The sequence below is a fragment of the Coleofasciculus sp. LEGE 07092 genome, assembly GCF_015207375.1.
In the GTDB taxonomy this organism is placed as follows: domain Bacteria; phylum Cyanobacteriota; class Cyanobacteriia; order Cyanobacteriales; family Coleofasciculaceae; genus LEGE-07092.
In genome coordinates this window covers 1-17,931 of record NZ_JADEWY010000069.1, presented here as the reverse complement: position 1 = coordinate 17,931, position 17,931 = coordinate 1, and the positions used below count along the sequence as shown (strand labels likewise).

Here is a 17,931-nt window from a genome sequence, read left to right as displayed (position 1 = left end):
TAAATTTCCAAACAACTCAAGCTTAATTAATACTTCAGAGTTTCTCATGCCCTGTAAAATTATCAACATTGGCAAACAGTTCTTTCAGTTTTAACAAATCAGCTTCAGGTAATGGAGGTTGCAATAAAGAAGCAACATTAGCTGTCAGATGCTCAACATTTCCCGTACCAAATAACACGGCATCGACTTCTGCTTGATGGCGACAAAAGCGATAAGCTGCATCTGTAATATTCTTAGCTCCACCTTCCTTAAATAGAAAATCTAGTGGGTTCTCTGCATTTAAAGTTTCAAGTTCAGCATATCCCATTTGCTGCAATTTTAATATTGCTTTTCTCAGATTTTTCATACTACTTAATGCACGTCTAACAGCAAACATTGACAACACCCCAATATTTTGCGCAGTAGCTTGAGAAAGAACTAGCTCTCGTGCAGATTGATTGAGGATATTAAACCCCACCATGATAGTATCCCAACAATCATCTTCAACAGCACGCCTTAGCATCTTATGGTTTGGCTCTTTTGTAAATGCTTCAGTGATGCCAATAAATTGAATTTTACCTGCATCACGCATTTTAAATAACACTGGAACCAGTTCTGCTAAAACATACTCGTATTCACCTAGGTTTACACCATGAAAATTATAGATATCTACATAATCAGTTTGGAGTTTTCGGAGACTTTTTTCTACTCCTATGGCTAATTCCTTGCCAGTAATTAAGCGGTCTTGGTTTTGCAGTTTTTTCTTAGTAGATAAAACCACATTTTCACGCTTAATTTGCTTGATTGCTTTGCCAATAATTTGTTCGGTATCATAGTCTTCAGCGGTATCAAATAAATTAATACCAAAGTCAAGTGCTGTACGAATAAGATATATAGATTCTGCTTGACTTTTGTCAGTGCTTTGACCAATTTTGCTATATCCTCCACCACCTAAACCCGCCACACTTACCCTGAGTCCAGTTCGACCTAGGGTTGTATATTCCATAGTTGTCTGATTGATTTGAGCAATTAATTCATCGCTTTGTTTCGGTGGTTGCTTGCCAATTTCGCCGATTGATTTTAGGAAGCTTTTGATAGATTTTTTAATCATAATTAACTGTGGATAATCTTAATTTTTTTATCCTCCTTCAAAGCCTCTTTTTTTTACAATTTACTTCTGCCCTTAATAACATTTATCAAACTTTGATTAAGTAAAGTTCTACACTGCATATTATTATGTCTATTTCTACCTCCTCCAGTAATAATTAACCATTGGCTAATCACATTAGCAATACAGGCATAAAGATTAGTTGGTAACGATGCTAGTTCAGTCCAACTGTCTAGCTTAATATCATAGATAGTAATTTTGGGAATCAAATCTGTATAATAATTATAACCTTTAATTGAATGTTTTAGTGCTAGAAAAACTTGCAGAGGAAAATCATCAATTAGTTTGTCATTTTTATGGGCAAATATATCTGTTAATTTTTCACTCAATAAGTGGGGATTTTGATTGTTACGCCCACCAATAATGATGATGTAATCATCTATTACAAAAGTTGATGGCTCAAAGTGAGACCTGGGTTCTGGCAAACTAGCCAACTGCAACCAACTATCTTTTGCCGAATCATAAACATGAACTGAATCAACATCTATAGGATTAGTATCATGGCGATGCTGACCGCCAATAGCATAGATTCTGTCACCAACCGCAATGCTAGAAACATGACCTCGTGGATTGGGCAGAGGTGCTTTTTCCAACCACTCCGTTCCCCCCTCCGGTGGGAGCGACCAATGTTCTCCACAAGTTGTATCTCGGTCTGCTGCAAAGCCTCCAAAATAATGAAGCTCACCATTGATAATCTGGAGTCCACCGCCTGCACGAGTTTCAGGTAGTGGGATACCCTCTTTCCAAGAATTAGCGATCGCATCATATTGCCAGACTGCATCTGTTGTGGGACCTGGATGATTGCCCACAAATCCCCCAGCAAACCAGACCCGCGACCCATCGAGCGCTGCATTGATATGAGTAACGGAAGTAGGCATTTCACCTATTTTAGTCCATTGATTTGCTTCGAGATTATAGACAAATACATCTTTGGTCGCTTGCCATCTGAACGTAAAACCACCAAAAACGTATAGTTGGTTGTTAATTACTGTTGCCGCACTTTCTAATAATGGGGTAGGAAGTGGAGCACCCGTTTTCCATAATCGGTGGGGTATTGTCCAATTTTCCAGTCTTTGTGTGATTGAAACCATAATTAATTGTTCTAAGTATTTTTTTGAAAAACCGAAAATTTATTTAATTTTAGCTTACTAACCTATAGATTCAGCAGATACTGCCTTTTCTTTAATTTTTTTTCGCAAATTCTAACATTTTTTTCTTTGCCTTTTCTGTAGCTATCCTCAATCGAAAACGGTCAACTTTTAACTTCCGAATTTGGCTATCTGGATGACGTTGCAGCCAATAATAGAGATTTTTTTCTAGTTCAAAAATTGCCCGTTCAATTTGTTGTTCAACTGTTTTTTCTGGTAAAAACAAACGAGACTTACATTTTTGTTGACATTCTATAAGTTGAATGTGACAATGCCCTTGTCCATTAATATAGGTATCAAATCTTAGAATTTCATAACCAAAAGCATAAAATATTAGTGACGGACCTTCTGCTACCTTAAGAATTTTCCAATATACTTCCAGACCGACATTCTCATCAATTTCAAAATCTACAACATCGTTTCTAATTTTATCTTTTTTGGACTTATATAGATGTTGCCTTTTGAGACTGCGGGCATACATATAGGAAAAAACAGAAGTTGCTAAATTACGAATAAAAGACATGGTTAATTTCCTTTTACTTAATAAAGGTATGAATATTTAGGGATCAATTTAACAATAGTAGGAAGAGCATCTTGCCAATAAACGCAAGCCTGTTTTTCTGGAGGAAGTTTTGCAGCGAGAAGAGATAATTCTTCTCTAGATAAAAGATTTCTACCAGCTCTAAAAGGTTGATGTGGACGACGACTAAGGTAACCGAAAGTAACCGCACGACGAAGAGATTTTGTAGGAGGTTTCCCACGATGATAGGAATGAGCTGTATCCACAATTATCACAGTTCCAGCTTTTCCTGTGTAAGTTGTTAACCAATCTTTTTTAGGGTTAGGTATTAGTTCTTCTATTTCTTGATGATGAAAAAAGTGATATTTGTCTTTGACTTTTTGCAACAGTGATGAACTAATTTTAGGGTGCATATATTGAAAAGGTCCGCCATTCTCATCTACATCATTAAAGTAGATGATTATTTTAATCACTTTTCTGTCTTCATTGTCTATATGCCAACGTCTAGTTGCAGTTTCTTTGCCATTACTAAGGCTTAAATGTGCCATAAAAGTATCGTAGGCAATGGGAGTACCGATGTAACTAGCAACAATATTTATTAATCTATTTTCAAGACCCCAACTAAATATTTCTGGATATTTAATGAGCTGTCCAAAGTTAGATTCAATGGCAAATTTACTGGTTCTTTTTTCTGATATTTTTGTGAGTTCTTCCATTAGACTATTGACAGCTTCGATAAACTCTTTCGTACCTGGTATTGCCAGAGATTCCAGAGTAGTTATATAGATGCCTCTTTGTTTTAAAGTCTCAACAATTATCCCATCATTCCCCGTAACTAGTGGGAGTTGATTTTGAAAATTTGCGAGATATTTTTGGTATTTAGGATAGAAAAAAATTTTTTCTAAATAACTACTGTTAACTAGAGATTGGGCTAGATTTGGCAGGCTATTTCTCAGAAATTTCCGAATTGCATTTGTGTTAATCATGGCTTTTATGACAATACAATTACAACCTCTAAATTATTTTATTGAAATTAATAAGTTAGGGTCTAATGAATGTAGTATTTAAAACTCTTTTCCCTTGTATTTTAGCATAGGTAAAAATAATTTTCATCGTCAAATTTAAACTAGAAATTAACGGAGGACAATGTTCCAGATATGCTTGATATTCAGGCAATTGAAGGGCTTCCTTAAAGCTTGTATAATTAATCAATTGAACCAAGGAATTCGCCAAAAGATTATCTGTAAAATTATAAATTTCTGGAAATCTCTTTCTAAGGTAATAAGCTACTTTAATATATAATTTCGACCTGTCAACCCCAATATTTTTCTTAAATTCATAAAAATTATTCCCATGACTGCGATGAATAGCAAATTTTTCTGGGGAAAGTACACCCGGAGATAGATGAATTGTAGCTAACCTTAAAAAAGCATCACCAGAAATTAAAAATTGCTCTGGCATTGGTAATATGTTCTTAATAATATCGCGTTTAAAACATAAGCCACTCGTGGCTGGAAACCAATAGTCTAGCAATTTTCCATGCAATATAGTATCTCGCAGGTCAACATATTCAAATTTATTGATGCAACGTTTATCCGGTATTTTCAAAGGACAACCTTTTATATCCACCTTTTCTAAATTGTGAAAAATCCAACCAGCATTCGGGTATTGCTCAAAAAGTTCAACAATTTGAGTTGCTTTTTCTGGTAAGTAATAATCATCAGCATCAAGAAAGCAAATTATTTCTCCTTTACTAGCTTTAAATCCTGCATTAAAGGCTGAAGCTTGCCCTCCATTTTCTTTCAATACAGGGATAATTTTTTCTTCATAAGTATGAATAATCTCTCGCGAGTTATCTGTAGAACCATCATCAACAACTATAATCTCAGTATTAGGGTAAGTTTGAGCTAAAGCACTTTCTATTGCTTCGGTCAGAAACTTTCCGTAGTTATAGTTGTTAATAATTATACTAAATAAAGTTTTTTCGTATTTCATGATCAATTGCTATTGTTAGGTTTTTCAAACCTCAAAAATTTCCCTAATCCCTGCAAGTGACTTTCCAAACTCCCCAAATACATCTCCATTTCACTTGCTGCCACAATATCATTTTCTAATTCTTTTCCATATTTGAGTCGGTGGTTAATCAATTTTCGCAAATCGTTACCCATATAGAAAGGAATTACTAAAGGTCTTTGCCAAGGTTTATATCCCAACATTCTAGTCCGATGACGACTTAAACCAACACCCCGTAATAATCTCATCAAGTAGTCCTTCTCTAAACGACGTTTAGGAATTTGATGGTAGATGTGCATTTCTGGATTAAACCAAATTTCCCACCCAGCATTTCTGATATACAAAAATGCTTCTATATCTTCTCCTTTGGCGGTTAAAGAACCACTCATAGGTCCCTTTAATTCTAAATTTTCAGGAACGCTTTCTACCCAAGCTTGTTTCCGGATCACTATACCCGCTCCTGGCGGTAAAAGTCCTCCTTTGTTTTGGGAATGGAAACAAAAGGGTTCCGTTTCCGCCCATTCAATAATTGCTAAACAAGAAGCGATTCTCTTAAAATTTTTCGGTGGTTCTACTTCATAAATACCATGAATTAGACCACTATAAGCCCCAGCCTTGGGATGAGCTTGACCAAAAGCATAGGATTTAGCCACCCAATCTGGTGCAGGTAAATTATCGTCATCAAGAAATCCAACTAAAGCACCTTGAGCTTCTTCAATAACTCTTTTTCTGGCGAATAATGCTCCTTGCCGAGGTTCACAAAAATATTTAATAGGAAATGGGCGATCCCACTGAACTTGATAGTCTTTAATAATTTTTGCTGTCTTATCTATACTATTATTATCAACAATAATAATCTCCCAACAAATAGAATTGATTTCTATCTGATGACGTAATTTTTCTAAAATTATAGGAATACGATTTTCTGCATTCCAAGCACGTATACCAACACTAAAATCTATCATTAAGGATATGATTTATGAAGTATGTTTTGAATTATATCACTACGTGGACTGATACCGGATTTGACCTATATTTCCTACGAACGTCTACCCAAAAGCTGGAAACTGAAATATTGAGGAATTTAGCAAAACATTAAAAATAATTGCGATAAACAACAATATTATTGCTTTAGTCCTAGACTGAATCCCAGTCAGTAACCCAGTTTAGGCGATTCCCCAGGCAGGACACTCCTTGTTAATGCCTACTCACGATACGCTTAAAGTCTGAGACAATCAGAAACGACTTTACAACTCGACCACTCAAAAACTGCCCATCAATCCTCAATCGGGCTTTCCGCGAACAGTACAAGGGAGAAAACTCAGTATGAAATTGGCTTACTGGATGTATGCAGGACCGGCTCACATTGGCACCCTTCGCATTGCCAGTTCTTTTAAAAACGTCCACGCCATTATGCACGCCCCCCTCGGCGATGACTATTTCAACGTGATGCGCTCCATGCTAGAGCGGGAGCGGAACTATACCCCAGTCACGGCTAGTATCGTTGACCGGAATGTTTTGGCACGGGGTTCTCAGGAAAAAGTGGTGGATAATATCGTCCGCAAGGATCAAGAAGAAACCCCTGACCTAATTGTCTTGACTCCTACCTGCACCTCCAGCATTCTACAAGAAGACCTGAGCAACTTCGTAGAGCGCGCCCAGCTAGAAGCGAAGGGTGATGTGATGCTGGCAGACGTGAACCACTACCGGGTTAACGAACTGCAAGCCGCAGACCGCACTTTGCATCAAATTGTTCAATACTATATTCAGAAAGCTCGTAAGAAAGGCAAACTGCCAGAAGGCAAAACTGAAAAACCCTCGGTTAATATCATCGGTATTTCTACCCTTGGCTTCCACAACCAGCACGACTGCACGGAGTTGAAGCGGTTAATGGCTGACCTGGGTATTGAAGTTAACGAGGTGATTCCTGAAGGTGCTTCGGTTCACAACCTGAAAAATCTGCCTCGCGCTTGGTTTAACTTAGTGCCGTATCGGGAAATCGGCTTAATGACAGCCCGTTACCTGGAAAAAGAGTGCGGGATGCCTTATGTGGATATCACGCCGATGGGTGTGGTGGAAACAGCACGTTGTATCCGTAAGATTCAGCAGATTATTAACGTTCAAGGCGCTAACGTTGATTATGAAGAGTACATCAACAACCAAACCCTCTACGTTTCCCAAGCCGCTTGGTTCTCTCGCTCTATTGACTGTCAGAACCTAACGGGTAAGAAGGCTGTTGTGTTTGGGGATAACACCCACGCTGCTGCCATGACCAAAATTCTGGCACGGGAGATGGGAATTCATGTGGTGTTAGCAGGGACGTACTGCAAATATGATGCGGACTGGTTCAAGGAACAAGTGAGCGAGTACTGTGATGAAATCCTAGTTAGTGATGATAACGGCGCGATTGGGGATGCGATCGCTCGCATTGAACCCTCTGCTATCTTTGGTACTCAGATGGAGCGTCACGTTGGTAAGCGGTTGGATATCCCCTGTGGTGTGATTGCCGCACCGATTCACATCCAAAACTTCCCCATCGGTTATAAACCATTCATGGGTTACGAAGGTACTAACCAAGTTGCCGATTTGGTGTATAATTCCTTCACCTTGGGAATGGAAGACCACTTATTAGAAATCTTCGGCGGTCATGATACTAAGGAAGTCATTACTAAAGGGATTTCCGCTGATTCTGACTTGAACTGGAATAAGGAAGCGCAGGGGGAACTGAATAAAGTTCCTGGATTTGTGCGCGGTAAAGTAAAACGCAATACTGAGAAGTTTGCGCGGGAGCGGGGTTTAGCGGAAATTACCCTTGAAGTAATGTACGCCGCGAAGGAAGCTGTGGGAGCTTAGAGAACGGAATTAGCGATCGCTTCCCTTGCAGTAGCATGAGAGTGTTCCCTTACTGGGGACACTCTCATTGTTTTAGAAGTAGGGTTAGCTGAAAATGGCACAGGGTAATTCCGACCAAGGTAAACTTTATACAAAATTTATTTCAATTCTGAAAGTCATTCAGTATTTTGGCTATTTCCTTGTCGTTACTTTCAGTCTGATTTTTTTGTTCGGGGCTGGATTTTTACAAGCTCGCACTGCTGCTGTAGTCTTCCCCTTACTGGTTGTGCTATTGCAAGCCGTAATCGGCTGTTTGATAGTCTACGTCATCACCCAAGCTCTGATAGCGATCGTTGACCTTCTCAGTCGCATCGAACTGAATACAAGGTCGAGATAGGAGTAAGCATCCTTGATGATTCTTATAAGAGTGGTAGCAGGCGTTAATGGAATCTCTATAAGGATGTCAGTCGAATATTTTACAATGAAAGGGCATCCAGTAATGATTTTTTTTTGAGGGTTAGGCAGATGCACTTAGAAGATTATTTTAACTTTCTGCGTCCTGATGATATCAGGATCAAAGGTACACGGGTGGGAATTGAGACTATCCTGTATGACTTTATTCATCGGTGTCGTACTCCAGAAGAAATCACTCAATCTTATCCATCGGTTACTCTGGAGCAGGTTTACGCTACGATTCTCTATTACTTGCATAACAAAGAAGAAGTTAGTGCTTACATTGCTAATTGGCTAGAGCATGGTCATAGAGCGCGAGAAGAACAGAAACGCAACCCCCCACCCGTTTCGGAAAAACTGGGGAAATTGAGAGCAAAACGAGCGGCAATGAAGAGGGAGAATGAGTCTCAAGTATCTACTGGATGAAAATGTTGATCGGTTATATCAGACTCAATTACTGCGACGCGAACCCAGCTTGATCGTTTGGAGAGTGGGAGATCCTGGTACACCTCCTCTGAGTACACTAGATCCAGAAATTTTACTGTGGTGTGAAGCGTATAAATTTGTGTTGGTGACAAATAACCGTACCTCTATGCCCCCACATTTGACTGACCATATTACTCAAGGTCGTCACATACCAGGAATTTTTATCCTGAATCCAGGTTTAAGCATCGGCGATAATCTTGAAGAGTTGATTCTGATTGCGCTAGCTTCTGAAGAAAACGAATATCAAGACCGAATTGTTCATTTGCCATTACCTTAAACTTACTAATCTCTATAACAAGCTGGATCAAACCCTGACAGAACGAATCCAACAAGGCTTGAATGTTCCCTATCGAGCTAACTACTTAGTCTTTTTCTTTATGGCTTGAAGTAGTTCGGTAATTGACTTGAGCTGAATTTGGGAAAAGTATGCCATTGCAACAATAACGGCTACTGCCACCCCTCCGTACATCAGTAAGGGAATTAAAGCTCCGGCTTTGGGCGGTAGAGGTGTCTCGGTAGAATTGGCAGGAACTGTAATAATTTGCTGTTCTCCGGCTTTCCCGATTCTCTTTTGAGTAGGTTGGGCACAGACCATAGACGATTGAGTGAAGAAGTTGTTTTGATTAGGTTTTGGCATGAGATTTAACTCCTAATAGTCTTTGATCTAATCAAAACATCGGTATTTAGGGGTAAATCCCTGCGGATCTCATCTTGCTGATTTTTGGTCAAATCTTAATACTTCTTAACTAAATCCTCTTTTACCGTTTTGGATTAAAGCCTCTCTTTTGCCTTTTGGGTGGTTTGGGCAGCTTTTGATGTGGTCCTGTAATGTGTATACGGCTCTCTTTGTCGTCAGGAAATTGATATAGGGACACACACTGAAGATCCTTCTCGTGTCTAACTTTATCTCTGGCTCGTTCCTGTGCATTAGTATATTCCAGCCAAGCACCACCCTTTTTATTCCAACTAGCCTCGACTTGAGCAATTCTCATTGCTTCACCCTCTAAAAAGCGATCTAGCTTCTCAAACCATTCACTTCGAGTAGGCGATATGACACCTTGCTCTAGTGTTTTTTCAAAATCTTTACGCATCTTGTTAGTTCTGTTCCACCGTTCCAGGAAATCTTGTTTACTTACTATTTGCGTATAAGGTATAGGATTTTCTAATCCCATTACTTTCAAGTTTTGTTTGCATATAGCAACTTGACACCAAAACCATAAGTGTTCGGGTGATGTGAAAAGCTGGCACAATGGTTTTGATTCCTTGTGATAGTAAACCGCTTTAGCCAATTTAAGTTGAGCCACAAATAGATCTGCCCAAGGTTTATAGTTTTCAGTAGGTTTCCACCATAAAAATCTTTCCTCACATTTTGTCAAATAGAACAACCATTGTGTAATATTTTGATAAGCGTGGCGAAGAACTCTAATTACATCTTCCTCATTTCTATCTGATGGTTTTTTTGGTAGTAGAAGGGGATCGGGAAACTCTCTGATTATCAAGATAAATTGCGGTAAGCTATATTGTGCAATAAATTTCCAAGCCTTATTCCGGAGTTGCTTTCGTTGTTGCTTTCTTATTTGATGAAGTTCCAACAACTTTCCAGGCTGATGTTTATCACTGGGGAAAGTAGTAGAGGAAGGTTCATTAATGATGATTGTAAACAGTTCAGGCAGTATCCCTCTCACGAAATCAATTGGATTAGGTATAAATCGTATTAGCCCAACAAAAAGCTCCTCACACTTAGTGAGGAGCCTCAGTCATCCTGGGTAAACGTCACCGTCAGGCAAGCTTACGAGAATCGCGGTAGCACCAACTCAGCATGGTGGCACCTGCTGCAAACTTCATAGCTTCTAACAACCAATACCCCTCATGCATCTCAATCATGCCGGCAGGCATTCCCGTAGGTGGCTCAAAAACATTAAGCTGCATTGCTAGGGCACTCATCTGCGGCGTCATAAAGTAGGTATAAATAAGGGCAATTGCCAGCAGAAGCGTTCCTAATAAAATAGACCAGCGTCTTACATGATGATAAAGATGGGAAGTACCGCGCAGCGCCAACAGGCTGACTAACACCAAAGCAGCACAAACTACTTCAAGGCGGTTAAAAATCCAGAAAATTGAATAACCAGCGGTTGCAAAACTTGCTTGACTCATCATCCCCGCTGCTGATAGAGCAGGCATGATCGCAAAGTCTAGAATTAGGCTGGCACTCAGCCAAAAACCTAACGAAAACATTACAAGTGTTTGCCATGCAGGGCGTTGTCTGCTAGCCCCAAAAACAGCATTCATGAAATCTCCTTGAGTTTCTCTCATACTTCCAGCTTAACCAATAGTTGCCGAAAAAAATGTGAACTATTCTTGCAAAGAGTTTGCAAAAAGATAAAGTTTGATTACTCGCTCTCCTGTCATTTAGTGATCAGACGGCTGCCCATACTCTTCATTTTGAGCAAGCCCTACAGCCATATAAGCCCCTCCCTAGCATTTTGCGGACGGGGAGAATCCGCTAAGATATCAAGGCACATACAAATCTCAATACCTTAGGGAAACGCCGGTGTAAGTCCGGGGCTGTGCGGCAACTGTCAAGGTTGGAAAGGAAAGATGAAGCACGAAGAATGAAAGATAAAAGGTCAAACAAAACCTATTATCACAATTTTCCCAAAATTCATAATTCAGACCGCCTGAGCCAGAACACCTAAGGAAGTTGCCTGTCCACTCTATTTCCTGCCTTGCACGGGAAGGGAGCTTAAACGTTAATGCCTACAATCGATACAACTCATCTCGTTCCTGAATCGTTGTCATTGCCACCACTACCGCTACAACGCCCTTTGTTGATGATCGGTCATGGCAGTAGAGATTTAGAAGGGCGTCAGGGTTTTTTGGACTTTGCCAATGCCTACCAAGCCCTAGACACCTCACGACCTGTGCTGCCTTGTTTTTTGGAATTGACTGAACCCACGATTCAAGAAGGAGTAGACCAATGCGTGGCACAAGGCTACACAGAACTCTCCGTTTTGCCAATTCTGCTATTTGCAGCGCGGCACAATAAGTTTGATGTCACCAATGAGTTAGACCGAGCCAGAGCCAGACACCCGCAAATCAGGTTTCACTACGGGCGTCATTTTGGAATGACTACCGGGATTCTAGATTTATGGCGTAGGCGGCTGGCTGAACTCGATCTTCCGAGGGAGCTGGAGAGTCGGGGAGCAGAGGAGCTGGGGAGCAGAGGAGCAGAGGAGCAGAGGAGCTGGGGAGCTGGGGAGCTGGGGAAACTTTTTTTCATGCTTACTCTCCAATTGTTGAGGCTCAAGGCTGGATAGTTCATACTGATGGTCGGGTGGAGTTAGTTGCTAATACGTCTCAGGTAACTTCTCAAGGTTCTCAGCATCCAGGCGCTTATTGCAGTGGTTTTTGAATTGCCACTCCCTACTCCCAATAAAAACAAAAAATCTAATCAACAGAGGATTGCCCACTCGCAATTTGAATCCAAAACTCTGTTCCTCGTCCCGGTTCAGAAATACATTCCAAACTCCCTCCATGTTTCTCTACAATAATTTGGTGGCTGATTGACAACCCTAAACCTGTTCCCTTACCGATGGGTTTAGTTGTAAAAAAGGGGTCAAATAGCCGCTCAACGACGCTTTGAGTCATTCCTGGTCCATTATCCCGAATCCGAATAGCCACTTGATTGTTCTCTAAAACCTCTGTGCGAATCCAAATTGTGGGATTGGGATTCGGTTCTCCTTCAGTGTCGGTTAGCGCATCAATCGCATTGCTGATAATATTCATAAAAACTTGATTGAGCTGACCCGCATAACACTCCACTAGCGGCAAATTGTCGTACTCTTTAATCAGGGTGATACCCGGATGATTACCGCAGGCTTTCGTGCGGTTGCGAAGAATCAATAAAGTACTCTCAAGTCCTTCATGGAGATTAGCTGGCTTCATTTCCGCTTGGTCTTGCCGCGAAAAGTTACGCAATGAAACGACAATCTCGTGAATACGTTCGGCACCCATCTTCATAGAAGACAGGATTTTTGGCAAATCTTCAATTAAGAAGGGTAATTCAATATCTTCACTCAATGTTTGAATAGCCGGAACGGGATTGAGATAGTGTGCCTGATAGGAGTTAATCAGTTCGAGTAAGTCTTGGATGTAATTAGTCGCGTGGGTGAGATTTCCTGTGATAAAATTAACGGGATTGTTGATTTCATGGGCAATGCCAGCCACCATTTGACCGATGGTAGACATTTTTTCGGTCTGGATCAATCGAGCTTCTGTTTGCCGCAGTTCGTTTAATGTTTCCTCTAACTGACGCGCCTGATTTTGAGCGGCTATAGCATCAGCACGGGTTTTGGCAAATAATTCTGCGTGTTCGATCGCGATCGCTAACTGATTGACGACAGCTTGCAACAGTTCAACTTCATGATTGTTCCACTGACGCGGCTCATGGCTGTGGCTGCACACAATGGCTCCGACTTGTCCCGTTTGGGTTTTAAGGGGTAGTATCAGTCCAGACGTAATTCCCCAATTCTTTAGGAGCGATCGCATTTCGGACTCCATATCCGAAGCCTTAGACACGTCATCAATCTGCAACGGCTGCAAGTTACCAAGAACTTTGGCTAAAGGCGCCAGCTCAGACTGGGGATACTCTGCCAACAAACTAGGCAAATCGGAGCGGAGTGCTTCGTGTGTCACGTTGATACTGGGACTATCTGACTCTAAGCCACACCACAAAAAGTGACAGCCGTCAACCCCAAGCAAACTGCGAATTTCATTAACCGCTGCATCCAGGATCGTATCTAGTTCCAGGGAATTGCGAATTTGACTGGCTAGCTGAAACAGCAAAGCTTCCCGGCGACTCAGTAGTTCTTCCCTAGCCCAAACCCGGTCAATTGCTACAGCGATCGCATTAGCAACCCATCCCAACACCCCTTGCACCACCAGAGAAAAAGGTCGGTGACTGTGCAGGGCAATCACTCCCACAAGCTGGGAATCAACAATGAGGGGATAGCAACCCAAGAAAGTTTTGAGTTCCGTACCCTCACTAAAGGTCGAAAGCGGATGGTTAAGGGGCTGTCGGGTTTGGGCTACCGTTGCGATCAGGCTTTTGTTGGGCAGGATACATTCGGGGAAGAGTTCGGCAGGGGAGAGTTGCCCAACACAGGCTTGCAAGTGCAGGGAAACACCATTTGGCTTTTCTGCTCCCCCCGCATCAACCGTCCAAATCCCAGCACCAATAGCGTGCAGGTGATGTACCATGGCTTCCATGCAGCGCTTGAGGCTTTCCGAGAGTGTACCATTTTGTCCGACTAATGCCTCACCTACATCGGCTTCCAGGGTTGAGAGGCGCGATCGCTCCAGTAAGGTTGCTTTTGTTTCTTTGCTGGCAGTGATATCGCGGGCAATGGCATGGGCGATGCCTTCCTCAACTAACCCTAAGGAATTCCAAGAGAGCCACTTATAAGAACCATCCTTACAGCGATAGCGATTTTCAAAGCGGACAGTAGGACTCTTTTGGGCAAGTTTCTCCAATTCTGCTAAGGTTGTGGCTCGGTCTTCAGGATGTACGAAACTGATCAATGGTTTAGAGAGGAGTTCTGCGGCACTATAAGACAGTGTTTTTTCAAAGGTTGGATTAACTCGTTTAAAATAGCCATCAAAACCAAGAACACACATTAAATCGGGTGAAAGCTTGAAAAAGCGCTCTTGGTCTTCTTCCGCCTGTTTCTGTTCGGTGATATCCTTGCAAATCGATATATATTCGTAGGGTTTGCCCTCCCTATCCAAGATGGGAACGATGGTCGTATCCACCCAATAAAAACTGCCGTCTTTTGCTTTATCTTTGATATCGCCTCGCCAGACCTTGCCACGGCTAATTGTTGTCCATAACTGTTTAAAAAAATCGGGTGAATGGTAATCGGAATTAATTAGATGATGGGTTTTACCATAAACTTCTTCTCGGGAATAGTTAGAAATTTTACAGAAATTATCATTAACGTAGTTAATTTTTCCCTGATAGTCGGTAATGGCGACAATAGAGGCTCGATCGAGCGCCAATTGAATATCTGAGTGTTGATAGGATGCTGGCTGTATCTCTGCCATCGGCGGGTATTGACTTGCCGACTCTTCTAAATCTCTAACCTTTTGGTGCAACTCTATCTGAGTACTAGCTTGTCGGCTCAATGCCCCTAATGCCTCTTGCTGTTGTGCCGTTAGCTGTCGAGGTATTCGGTCGATTGCCAGTAACAGTCCCACGAGCAAACCTTGATGGGTGACTAAGGGAGCCATCGCGCAAAATCTGACAAGCTGCAAGGATGTTACCCGAGTGCAAATGTTAAACCTCGGGTCAACCAAGGTATCCTCAACAATTGACACTGGATCGGCTCGATTGTCTAGTTGCGCAATTATTTCGGCACATAACGTTAAGTAAGAGTCCGTTGCCTCGGGTTCTAATCCCACCTGAGACTGCAACCACTGCCCCTTGGCATCCACCAAGCACAGGAGAGCGATCGGTGCCTGAGTCAGACAAGTCGTCAAGCGAGTCAAATCGTCAAACGCCGCTCTAGCCGCCAAGCTAAGGTTGCGTTCTGGGTACATCCGATCAAATCCGACTGTTCCTTTGCTCAATACAAGCGTCTTCATTTCTTAGCGCTCCTTCCCTTACCATAGCCCGGTTTTTTAACAGTGTTTGGGTTCAATGGTTCTCTGTTTTGATTAGGTCGTCAGCTACTGTTGTTAATACCATTATTTCTTGACCACCGACAATGGCTAATTTGTAATCACCCCAAGATTTACCGACGATTAGAGACGAGGCTGCGTTGCTCATCAATCTGGCACTTTGTTTATCCAGCAAAACTTTAGCAAACTTACTGGCTTTAACGGTGAAAATAGCCGGGATTAAGCTTTTACCTAGTCCAGTGTTCCCGTCACAGCTTTTCCGCTATCAAGAATCAGCGAATTGTTACAATCTTAACTAATTTTATAATCACTTATAATATTTTTACCAAAACTCTATAATTTTTAAGGATTTTACCCAGAAAGTGAGAAGATAAGAGTGATAGAGAACAGAGATTTTTTGGATACACCTTAAAGAATCTGCAGTTTTACTTTGTAAAAGTTTACAAAATGAGGGTTAATGACACCCACTAACTGATTCAGTAACATGATAGCTTTGACCTGATCGTTCCAGAAAAACCCCAAACGTTTGTGTTCTACCCAATTTGGCGGCGTTGTTTGTTGGCAATACCTGTTGTTCTATCCATCTTAGGCAGTCCTGCGGGAGTGGTAGCTCGTCCTGCATCTGTGTTTGTCCCTCACCTAGAGCAAATCCAGAGTAACCTACCCGTAGGGTTGGCAATGCGATTACCGGCTGAACTACAGCTTAACAATCCCTTAGATATTGACAAAGACCAACTTGTTGTCCGTGTCTTTCCTTCAGAAACGCCTCCCAGCTTCACCGTGAGTCTTTTTACCTGCGATCGCAGCCCTCACTCCTGCTTGCTGGGCAGTTTTGCCGTCGCTCGACAAGATTTTCCTAGTGCGCAACGGGATTTACAGCGGCATCAAACCCTTGGCGATCGCATTACTTTAGCCCCAAACGTCGAAGGATACCTGATCGAAGGACCGCTGCAAAATCCGTCCTATTCGTTCTCGACGGTAATGTGGGAGCAAAACGATATGATTTACACGATTAGTTTTCCAGCGATCGAGCGGCAGAATATTCTCTTTATGGCACTTTCGATGGCATGGGAACAGCCACTTTACCGCAGGGTTTCTCGTCGGGCTTCTATTGACTTTGGTTGAATATTCGATTATTTACGATGACTTTCAGGTAGAGGGTAAACAGCAAGTCAAAGAGTCAGAACTCTATATCTGGGTGATCAAACCCACCGGTGAAATCACTTTCCGTAAAGCCGAGCTCAAACCCTTATGACGGCAATCAAACAACGTTTAGCCAACGCCCGATTTATTCATCTAGCTACCCACGGACTACTCCCCTTTGCCCAACGTGACAAATGAAAACTCAGCAGTTGAGGCAAGTTAGTGCTGGAGACGGACAGCCTTATGGCAAGATGAAAAATGATGGTTTTAATGCAGTTTAAGTGAGCCTAAGCCCTGATGGTGCAAAGCCTTGGGTGATATGTTTATGGGAGCTTCAAAAATTTTCATGCTCGATTGGTGCAAACGATTGATAAAAACCAGCCTCCTAGGGCTGCTCTTAGTAACGCTTTCACTAGGTCTTAGCGGCGCTTGGTGGGACTTGGGTAACGACCAACCTGTCCGTGAAAGTCGATTGGCGGGGGGGAATGCGATTACAGACGGGAAAGCATTGTTGCGATATGCCCTACCGATTGACAACCAGCCGATACGGGACGTGCAAGCTAGTCTGGAGGATATCGCTACGCAACTGCGGGGGAAGCGCTGGAGTCCAATTAACAGGGATATTACCAAAGCGGATGTGATTCTGAGCAATCGCACCGATCAAGTGCTTGACGATATTCCAGACGATAAAAAACCGCAGGCAGAAGCTCTAATTGCCCAGATGAAGAACGACATTGCCTCACTCCGAGAGGCAGTCGAAGCTCAGGATAAGGAAAATGTCTGGATCGAGCGGGGCAAACTGCTCGATCAAGTGGGTACGCTTGAGGAGATGATGGTGACAAAGTTTCCCTTTGAAGTCCCCGCAGAGTACAGTAATTTGCCTCAGCTTAAGGGTCGTGCCACTGTACAAATGGCAACCGATAAAGGTGAGATGACGTTAGTGGTTGATGGCTACAGTGCTCCAGTCACGGCTGGTAACTTTGTCGATCTAGTTCAGCGGGGGTTCTATGATGGATTGGAAATCACCCGTGCTGAAGACTTCTTTGTGGTGCAAGCTGGCGATCCACCCGGACCTGAAGAAGGGTTTATTGACCCAAATACAGGTGAATACCGTGCTATTCCCTTAGAAGTTCTAGTTCGAGGTGACGACGAGCCAATTTATGGCATTACCTTAGAGGACGCTGGTCTTTACTTAGATGAACCTGCACTTCCATTCTCAGCATACGGCGCGATCGCTCTAGCGCGTCCGGGAAGCGATCCCAATGGCGGCTCGTCTCAATTCTTCTTCTTCAAGTTTGATACCGAAGTAACCCCCCCTGGCTACAACCTCATGGATGGGCGCTATGCCGTCTTTGGTTATGTTGTAGAGGGTAAAGACGTTCTGGAAAACTTACAAGAAGGCGATGTAATTGAGACCGTTCAAGTGGTGAAAGGAGCTGAGAATTTGGTGCAGCCACAAGTTGCCAAGGGTGCAGTAGCGGAAGAGGTAGCGATATAAAAAAGGGATGGGG

General features: G+C 42.2%; 18 protein-coding genes, 1 pseudogene and 1 riboswitch. Of the genes and pseudogenes, 8 read left to right on the top strand and 11 right to left on the bottom strand.

Features of this window, described 5'->3' with window-relative positions; genetic code table 11:
* Nucleotides 1-34: 34 nt before the first annotated feature.
* The 6 genes from IQ257_RS17095 to hpsE all read right to left on the bottom strand — a co-directional run bounded on the left by IQ257_RS17095 (nucleotide 35) and on the right by hpsE (nucleotide 5,793).
* Nucleotides 35-1,090, bottom strand: coding sequence for an aldo/keto reductase (locus IQ257_RS17095; protein ID WP_193874597.1), 1,056 nt, complete (start codon nucleotides 1,088-1,090; stop codon nucleotides 35-37).
* Nucleotides 1,091-1,143: 53 nt separating this feature from the next.
* Entirely contained in the window at nucleotides 1,144-2,238 is a 1,095-nt protein-coding gene (locus tag IQ257_RS17090) for a Kelch repeat-containing protein (RefSeq protein ID WP_193874595.1), read from the bottom strand.
* A gap of 91 nt (nucleotides 2,239-2,329) precedes the next feature.
* Nucleotides 2,330-2,818, bottom strand: a complete 489-nt coding sequence (locus IQ257_RS17085; protein WP_193874593.1) for a hypothetical protein — start codon at nucleotides 2,816-2,818, stop codon at nucleotides 2,330-2,332.
* A gap of 17 nt (nucleotides 2,819-2,835) precedes the next feature.
* A complete protein-coding gene (locus tag IQ257_RS17080) occupies nucleotides 2,836-3,801 on the bottom strand; it encodes a hypothetical protein (RefSeq protein ID WP_193874591.1) in 966 nt (321 codons plus the stop codon).
* Nucleotides 3,802-3,856: 55 nt separating this feature from the next.
* The gene (locus IQ257_RS17075) at nucleotides 3,857-4,810 is read right to left on the bottom strand and encodes a glycosyltransferase family 2 protein (protein WP_193874589.1); all 954 of its coding nucleotides are present in this window, start codon (nucleotides 4,808-4,810) and stop codon (nucleotides 3,857-3,859) included.
* Nucleotides 4,811-4,812: 2 nt separating this feature from the next.
* A complete protein-coding gene (gene hpsE / locus IQ257_RS17070; RefSeq protein ID WP_193874587.1) occupies nucleotides 4,813-5,793 on the bottom strand; it encodes a hormogonium polysaccharide biosynthesis glycosyltransferase HpsE in 981 nt (326 codons plus the stop codon).
* A gap of 361 nt (nucleotides 5,794-6,154) precedes the next feature.
* Between hpsE and bchB the strand changes: the two genes are divergently transcribed.
* From bchB to IQ257_RS17050, 4 genes are all read left to right on the top strand, one after another.
* Nucleotides 6,155-7,681 (top strand): ferredoxin:protochlorophyllide reductase (ATP-dependent) subunit B, encoded by a 1,527-nt coding sequence (gene bchB, locus IQ257_RS17065; protein ID WP_193874585.1) that lies wholly within the window; start codon nucleotides 6,155-6,157, stop codon nucleotides 7,679-7,681.
* A 94-nt stretch (nucleotides 7,682-7,775) separates the two neighbouring features.
* A complete protein-coding gene (locus tag IQ257_RS17060; protein WP_193874583.1) occupies nucleotides 7,776-8,057 on the top strand; it encodes a hypothetical protein in 282 nt (93 codons plus the stop codon).
* A gap of 128 nt (nucleotides 8,058-8,185) precedes the next feature.
* Nucleotides 8,186-8,539, top strand: a complete 354-nt coding sequence (locus IQ257_RS17055) for a DUF433 domain-containing protein (RefSeq protein WP_193874581.1) — start codon at nucleotides 8,186-8,188, stop codon at nucleotides 8,537-8,539.
* Nucleotides 8,514-8,876, top strand: a complete 363-nt coding sequence (locus tag IQ257_RS17050) for a DUF5615 family PIN-like protein (RefSeq protein WP_193874579.1) — start codon at nucleotides 8,514-8,516, stop codon at nucleotides 8,874-8,876. The genes IQ257_RS17055 and IQ257_RS17050 overlap by 26 nt, the downstream gene beginning before the upstream one ends.
* 81 nt (nucleotides 8,877-8,957) lie before the next feature.
* Here IQ257_RS17050 and IQ257_RS17045 read toward each other — a convergent pair whose 3' ends face one another.
* From IQ257_RS17045 to IQ257_RS17035, 3 genes are all read right to left on the bottom strand, one after another.
* Nucleotides 8,958-9,236, bottom strand: a complete 279-nt coding sequence (locus tag IQ257_RS17045; protein ID WP_193874577.1) for a hypothetical protein — start codon at nucleotides 9,234-9,236, stop codon at nucleotides 8,958-8,960.
* A gap of 121 nt (nucleotides 9,237-9,357) precedes the next feature.
* Nucleotides 9,358-10,284: a hypothetical protein gene (locus IQ257_RS17040; protein WP_193874575.1), complete on the bottom strand. Its 927-nt coding sequence runs from the start codon at nucleotides 10,282-10,284 to the stop codon at nucleotides 9,358-9,360.
* A gap of 94 nt (nucleotides 10,285-10,378) precedes the next feature.
* Nucleotides 10,379-10,888, bottom strand: coding sequence for a DUF4149 domain-containing protein (locus IQ257_RS17035; RefSeq protein WP_193874623.1), 510 nt, complete (start codon nucleotides 10,886-10,888; stop codon nucleotides 10,379-10,381).
* Nucleotides 10,889-11,138: 250 nt separating this feature from the next.
* Nucleotides 11,139-11,293: riboswitch (cobalamin riboswitch) on the top strand.
* Nucleotides 11,294-11,352: 59 nt separating this feature from the next.
* Here IQ257_RS17035 and IQ257_RS17030 point away from each other — a divergent pair.
* A pseudogene (locus IQ257_RS17030) lies at nucleotides 11,353-11,784 on the top strand (sirohydrochlorin chelatase); the annotation flags it as partial.
* Between the two features lie 262 nt (nucleotides 11,785-12,046).
* On the opposite strand, the gene IQ257_RS17025 reads toward IQ257_RS17030, so the two are convergent.
* Both IQ257_RS17025 and IQ257_RS30810 read right to left on the bottom strand, forming a co-directional pair.
* Nucleotides 12,047-15,241, bottom strand: coding sequence for a PAS domain S-box protein (locus IQ257_RS17025; protein WP_193874573.1), 3,195 nt, complete (start codon nucleotides 15,239-15,241; stop codon nucleotides 12,047-12,049).
* A gap of 52 nt (nucleotides 15,242-15,293) precedes the next feature.
* On the bottom strand, nucleotides 15,294-15,425 hold the full coding sequence (locus IQ257_RS30810; protein ID WP_265584489.1) for a hypothetical protein: 132 nt from the start codon (nucleotides 15,423-15,425) through the stop codon (nucleotides 15,294-15,296).
* Nucleotides 15,426-15,805: 380 nt separating this feature from the next.
* Between IQ257_RS30810 and IQ257_RS17020 the strand changes: the two genes are divergently transcribed.
* The 3 genes from IQ257_RS17020 (at nucleotide 15,806) to IQ257_RS17010 (ending at nucleotide 17,918) form a co-directional block, all read left to right on the top strand.
* Nucleotides 15,806-16,402, top strand: coding sequence for a hypothetical protein (locus IQ257_RS17020; RefSeq protein ID WP_193874571.1), 597 nt, complete (start codon nucleotides 15,806-15,808; stop codon nucleotides 16,400-16,402).
* A complete protein-coding gene (locus IQ257_RS17015) occupies nucleotides 16,395-16,532 on the top strand; it encodes a hypothetical protein (protein WP_193874625.1) in 138 nt (45 codons plus the stop codon). The genes IQ257_RS17020 and IQ257_RS17015 overlap by 8 nt, the downstream gene beginning before the upstream one ends.
* A 213-nt stretch (nucleotides 16,533-16,745) precedes the next feature.
* Nucleotides 16,746-17,918 (top strand): peptidylprolyl isomerase, encoded by a 1,173-nt coding sequence (locus IQ257_RS17010; protein WP_193874569.1) that lies wholly within the window; start codon nucleotides 16,746-16,748, stop codon nucleotides 17,916-17,918.
* Nucleotides 17,919-17,931 lie beyond the last annotated feature (13 nt).